The 5160-nt window shown below is 50.6% G+C and carries 7 protein-coding genes; 3 read left to right on the top strand and 4 right to left on the bottom strand.

What is annotated here, in order from left to right; genetic code table 11:
* Window positions 1-187: 187 nt before the first annotated feature.
* On the bottom strand, window positions 188-1300 hold the full coding sequence (gene scpB / locus ACTHMC_RS12555; protein ID WP_440413473.1) for an SMC-Scp complex subunit ScpB: 1113 nt from the start codon (window positions 1298-1300) through the stop codon (window positions 188-190).
* A gap of 44 nt (window positions 1301-1344) precedes the next feature.
* The gene (gene atpG / locus ACTHMC_RS12560) at window positions 1345-2226 is read right to left on the bottom strand and encodes an ATP synthase F1 subunit gamma (RefSeq protein ID WP_440413474.1); all 882 of its coding nucleotides are present in this window, start codon (window positions 2224-2226) and stop codon (window positions 1345-1347) included.
* A gap of 173 nt (window positions 2227-2399) precedes the next feature.
* Here atpG and surE point away from each other — a divergent pair, with 173 nt between their 5' ends.
* Genes surE through lpxB form a run of 3 tightly spaced genes read left to right on the top strand, consistent with a single transcriptional unit; the run spans window position 2400 to window position 4637 of the window.
* The gene (gene surE / locus ACTHMC_RS12565; RefSeq protein WP_440413475.1) at window positions 2400-3188 is read left to right on the top strand and encodes a 5'/3'-nucleotidase SurE; all 789 of its coding nucleotides are present in this window, start codon (window positions 2400-2402) and stop codon (window positions 3186-3188) included.
* Window positions 3188-3481, top strand: a complete 294-nt coding sequence (locus ACTHMC_RS12570) for a hypothetical protein (RefSeq protein ID WP_440413476.1) — start codon at window positions 3188-3190, stop codon at window positions 3479-3481. Before surE ends, ACTHMC_RS12570 begins: the two co-directional genes overlap by 1 nt.
* 40 nt (window positions 3482-3521) lie before the next feature.
* Window positions 3522-4637, top strand: a complete 1116-nt coding sequence (gene lpxB, locus ACTHMC_RS12575; RefSeq protein WP_440413477.1) for a lipid-A-disaccharide synthase — start codon at window positions 3522-3524, stop codon at window positions 4635-4637.
* Here the strand turns inward: lpxB and ACTHMC_RS12580 are convergent.
* Both ACTHMC_RS12580 and ACTHMC_RS12585 read right to left on the bottom strand, forming a co-directional pair.
* Window positions 4634-4816 carry a DUF6728 family protein gene (locus tag ACTHMC_RS12580; protein WP_440413478.1) on the bottom strand — a complete coding sequence of 61 codons (183 nt, stop codon included), beginning with the start codon at window positions 4814-4816 and terminating at the stop codon, window positions 4634-4636. The genes lpxB and ACTHMC_RS12580 overlap by 4 nt on opposite strands.
* Before the next feature lie 116 nt (window positions 4817-4932).
* A partial coding sequence (locus tag ACTHMC_RS12585) for a hypothetical protein (RefSeq protein WP_440413479.1) occupies window positions 4933-5160 on the bottom strand: 228 nt, incomplete at its 5' end.

The following is a 5160-nucleotide window of genomic DNA, read 5'->3' on the forward strand; positions in this document are numbered from 1 at the left end:
CGGCGCCCCGGCGGGTGCTTTTTTTGGGTTCGCCCCCGGCCCATGGCGGTGGCGCGCGTGGCCCCGGAATAGCCAACCCGCGCGGGCCCGCGCGCGACCTGGCACACCCATAAGAGGCTAAAAACAAAAAACAGCTACCGGGGTAGCTGCTTTGTATAGTTTAGCAGGATCAGGCTCCTGCGGACAATTACTGGTTCTTTTTTTCATCTGATTCGTCATCATCATCATCATCATCATCTTCTTCTTCTTTGTCATCTTCCTCGTCCTCGTCTTCTTCGTCATCGCCATCCTCATCGTCTTCTTCGTTCTCATCATCTTCGTCCTCGTCGTCTTCATCATCTTCATCTTCGCCGTCCTCGTCTTCACCTTCCTCGTCTTCCTCATCACTTTCTTCATCCTCTTCATCATCGCCTTCCTCTTCGCTCTCTTCATCTGATTCTTCCGTTTCTTCTGACTCGTGTTCTGTCTCTTCTGTTTCTTCAGTAATTTCTTCCGCAGCCGCTTCAAATCCTTCCTCACTTTCTGCGTTTGTATCATTTCCGGCATCCGGGCCGTTGTCTTCTTCAGTTTCCGTGATCTCCACTTCTTCGATCAGCACTCCGTCTTCATCCACTTTAAATGTTTTGCCATCCTCTGTAACCGTGGTGTCTGTACCTTCTTCGCCTTCCTCAGGGTTCAGCGGCTGGCCATTCTCCATGGCTGCTGCAGCGCTCTGTTCCAGGATGCTCACTACGGAGGCGCTCACCATACTGTCGTCGAATACTTCCTTCAGCTTCGGCAGGTCGTCGGCAGAATTGATACCGAAGTAATCCATGAAGTTCTTGGAAGTGGCATATACAAGCGGGTGACCGGGTAATGCTTCATTACGGCCGGTGATCACTACCAGTTCTTTTTCGAGTAATTTCTGGATGGCGTAATCACTGCTCACACCGCGGATGGCCTCGATCTCGGCCTTGGTAACGGGTTGTTTGTAAGCAACAATGGCCAGGGTTTCCAGGGCGGCAGAAGAGAGGCGCTTCAGGAATTTATCGCCGTTCAGCTGGGCCACCGTTTTATGATATTCCCTTTTGGTCAGGAACTGCCATCCGCCACCGCTCACACGCACTTCAAAGGGATAGAACTCGGACCTGTATTTTTCAACGATCCCTTCCAGGGAGGCTTCTACCTGGTCCAGCACGATCTTGTCTTCCATAAAACCGAACGCATTGTTGATCAGCTCGGTGATCTCCAGGGACGTCAAAGGCTTTTCACTGGCAAAGATCAGTGATTCGATGTGCGGTATGAGGTTTCCGATTTCCATGCAATAGTTTGGCGGATTTAGATAACCGTTACATATATCCTGAATTATCCCTGCAGTGCAGCGGCGCCACTTACGATCTCGGTGAGCTCGGTAGTGATGGCTGCCTGACGCGCACGGTTGTAGCTGATCTTGAGGCTGCGCAGCATTTCGTTGGCATTCTCAGTGGCTTTATCCATGGCCGTCATACGTGCTCCATGCTCAGAAGCATGTGCATCGAGGACCGCTTTGAACAGCTGTGTGTTCAGGATCTTGGGCATCAGTTCTGCAATGAGCTCTTCCTTGGCAGGTTCAAAGATGAAGTCGCTTTTCTTAACGCCTTCTTTCTTCTCTACTTTGGGAATGGGGAGGAAGCGTTCTACCACGAAGTTCTGGGTAGCCGCATTCTTGAATTCGCTGTACACCAGTTCCACCACATCGAACTCACCTTTCTCAAACGCTTTCACAGCGGCCTGTGCGCACTGCTGAACGCTCTCGAAATTGAGGTGGAGGAAAATATCTTTGAAAGTCTCGTTTGTATTGAATTTGTTCTTGGCAAAATGCTCATAGCCTTTTTTGCCGATGCTCCAGATCTGCACATTGCCTTTGGCAAACTGTGCGGCATACCTGGTGTTGATGGTGGCTTTGGCAGCTTTGATCACGTTCGCATTGTAGGCGCCGCAAAGTCCGCGGTCGCTGGTGATCACAATCAGCAATACTTTTTCAACAGGTCTTTCCACAGCCAGGTTTCCACCGAGATCCCCTTCAGAGCTGCTCACGATATTGCTCAGCACTTCCTGGAGTTTGCGGCTGTACGGACGCATCTGAACGATGGCATCCTGCGCTTTTCTCAGCTTGGCGGCGCTCACCATTTTCATCGCTTTGGTGATCTGCTGCGTATTTTGAACCGATTTGATCCTGTTACGAACTTCTTTTAATTGACCTGCCATGTTTTGCGTTTAAATATCTAAGGCTCAGAGCGTAAGATATGATCTTCATTTTACAGCGCAAAGCCCCGGATGTGAAACTTTAAAATCGGCTGCAAAGGTAGGTCAAAGCAGTGATTTTTCCATCCGGTGGTGGAAAATTGTGGAATTCCCCTTTTCCTTTATTTTTGTTTGACATGAGCAACACGCAAGAACAGGAGCAGCCTGTGATACTGATCACCAATGACGACGGAATTACAGCTCCCGGCATCCGCAACCTGGTGGAAGCCGTCAAAGGCCTCGGAAAGATCGTAGTAGTGGCACCGGACAAGCCCCAGAGCGGGATGGGACATGCCATTACCATTGGCCATCCCCTCCGCCTACATCACGTTCAGATCTTTGAAGGGGTGGAATCCTGGCAGTGCTCCGGCACCCCGGTGGACTGCGTGAAACTGGCCGTGGACAAGATCCTGCACCGGAAACCGGATATCTGCCTCAGTGGCATCAACCACGGAGCCAACCACTCCATCAACGTCATTTACTCCGGCACCATGTCCGCCGCCGTGGAAGCCGCCATCGAAAGCATCCCTTCCATCGGTTTCTCCCTGCTGGATTACAGCGTGGAGGCTGATTTCACCGCCGCCCGCCAGTACGCCAGGATGATCGTGGAACAGCTGCTGGCAAAGCCGCTGGACCACCATATGATCCTCAATGTGAACATACCAGCCGTACCCACTGAACTGATTAAAGGGTTCCGCGTTTGCAGACAGGCCTATGCCAAGTACGACGAAGACTTCCTGGAACGCAACGACCCCCATGGCAAAAAATATTACTGGCTTACCGGAGAGTTCAAGAACATGGATAAAGGGACCGATACCGATGTGTGGGCGCTTGAAAATAATTATGTTAGTGTAGTTCCGGTACAATTTGACCTTACCAATTACGTTCTTAAGGACAAATTGGAAAAAATGTGGAAACAATCCTGATGTTTAAAAAAGATAACCTTCGCCTTGGGCTGGCACTGGGCTTTATTGCGCCCCTGCTCAGTCTTGTAGTGTATTACTTTGTCAAATTCTCCATGTTCTCCGTAAGTGATTTCTTCCACTATATTTCGGATAACAAAAGAGTGATCACCGGCATCGTGGTACCCTGCCTCATCCTCAATATTGCACTGTTCACCCTCTACATCAATACGCACCGCGATAAAACCGCCAAGGGTATTTTCGCCGTAACCCTGGTGTACGCCATCATTGCCCTGCTGCTGAAGTTTTTGTTGTAAAGAATCCCGCATCTTTGCAACCTAAAACAATTCCGTTCGCATGCGATATTATTTCATTGCCGGGGAAGCATCCGGAGACCTGCATGGCAGCAATCTCATCAAGGAACTGACAAAGCTCGACACATCCGCTACCATCCGGTGCTGGGGTGGCGATCTCATGCAACAGGCCGGCGGTGAACTGGTGAAACATTATCGCGAACTGGCTTTCATGGGCTTCGTGGAAGTGATCAGCAATCTCGGCACCATCATGGCCAACCTCCGCTTCTGCAAGGAAGACATCCTTCAGTTCAAGCCAGATACCCTGGTGCTGATCGATTACCCCGGCTTCAACCTCCGCATTGCCGAATGGGCCCACAAACAGGGCATCAAAGTGGTTTTCTATATCTCACCGCAGGTATGGGCCTGGAAAGAGAACAGGGTTAAAAAGATGAGAATCACCATCGATGAAATGCTGGTGATCCTGCCCTTCGAAAAAGATTACTATAAAAATAAATGGAACTGGGAAGTGGATTATGTAGGCCATCCGCTGGTGGAAGTGGTGGAAAGTTTCCAGAATGGCAATCATCCGCCCGCCATTCCCAACGCCACCAAGCCCATCATTGCCGTACTGCCCGGCAGCCGCAAACAGGAGATCCTGAAAAAACTCCCCATCATGCTGGAAGTTGCCCGCAGCTTTCCCGACCATCAGTTTGTGGTGGCCAAAGCGCCCGGGCAGGAAGACGCCTTCTACGAGCCGCTCCTGGCGCCCTACCCCAATGTAACATCGGTACGTTCCCAGACTTACGCGCTACTCATGCAGTCGAGCGCCGCCATGGTAACCTCCGGCACGGCCACCCTGGAAACCGCCCTCTTCGGTGTTCCTGAAGTGGTTTGCTACAAAGGCAGCAATATTTCCTACCAGATCGCCAAAAGGCTGATCAAAGTGAAGTATATCTCCCTGGTAAATCTCATCATGGATAAACTGGTGGTGAAGGAATTGATCCAGCAGGATCTCACACCGCAGAACCTGGTGAAGGAACTGAATGATTTGCTCAATGACACTTCCCGCAGACAACAGCTGCAATCAGATTATGCAGCCCTCAAACATTTGCTGGGACAGGGCGGGCATGCCTCTGCCAAAGCCGCAAAGAAGATTGTGGAGTTCCTGAACCGCTAAGCCTTTCTGATCAGTTTGATGATCACAATGATCAGCGCGATCAATGCCATCAGCAGGGAGAGCCTGTTGATGCCGTGCATCATCTTAATGCTGAAGTTGCGTGGCTCGTTCGGGTCTTTCTTTCTGAGATAGAGATATTCTCCTACTTGTTTCCAGAATCCCATAGTTGTTACTTTCATTCAATAGCAAAGTTACAGGATTTGCAATTGGTCTGGTTTTATTGCTCAGGCCGGTTGGGGGATATGCAGGTACGGCTGTAAAACAAACCGCACCTTTTCGTGGTACACCCGCCTTATCATCGTGCTCCGGCAAAGGATTGTGCATAAGCGGCCTCCAAATCTGTTGCCCCGCAGCTCAACAGATATTCAAATGTCAAACCCCTCAAATCTTTCGCCCATAAGTATTCCAGGCAGTTCGGCAGATTTACAGCCGCGTTGTACATCCTTTGCCACCCCAGCCCAAACATCTTTGCCACCGCAGCCGCCGCTCGCCAGAATAACCCTACTGATGCCCCGCCACCTTC

It is taken from the genome of Pseudobacter sp. (assembly GCF_051955275.1).
Taxonomy (GTDB): domain Bacteria; phylum Bacteroidota; class Bacteroidia; order Chitinophagales; family Chitinophagaceae; genus Pseudobacter.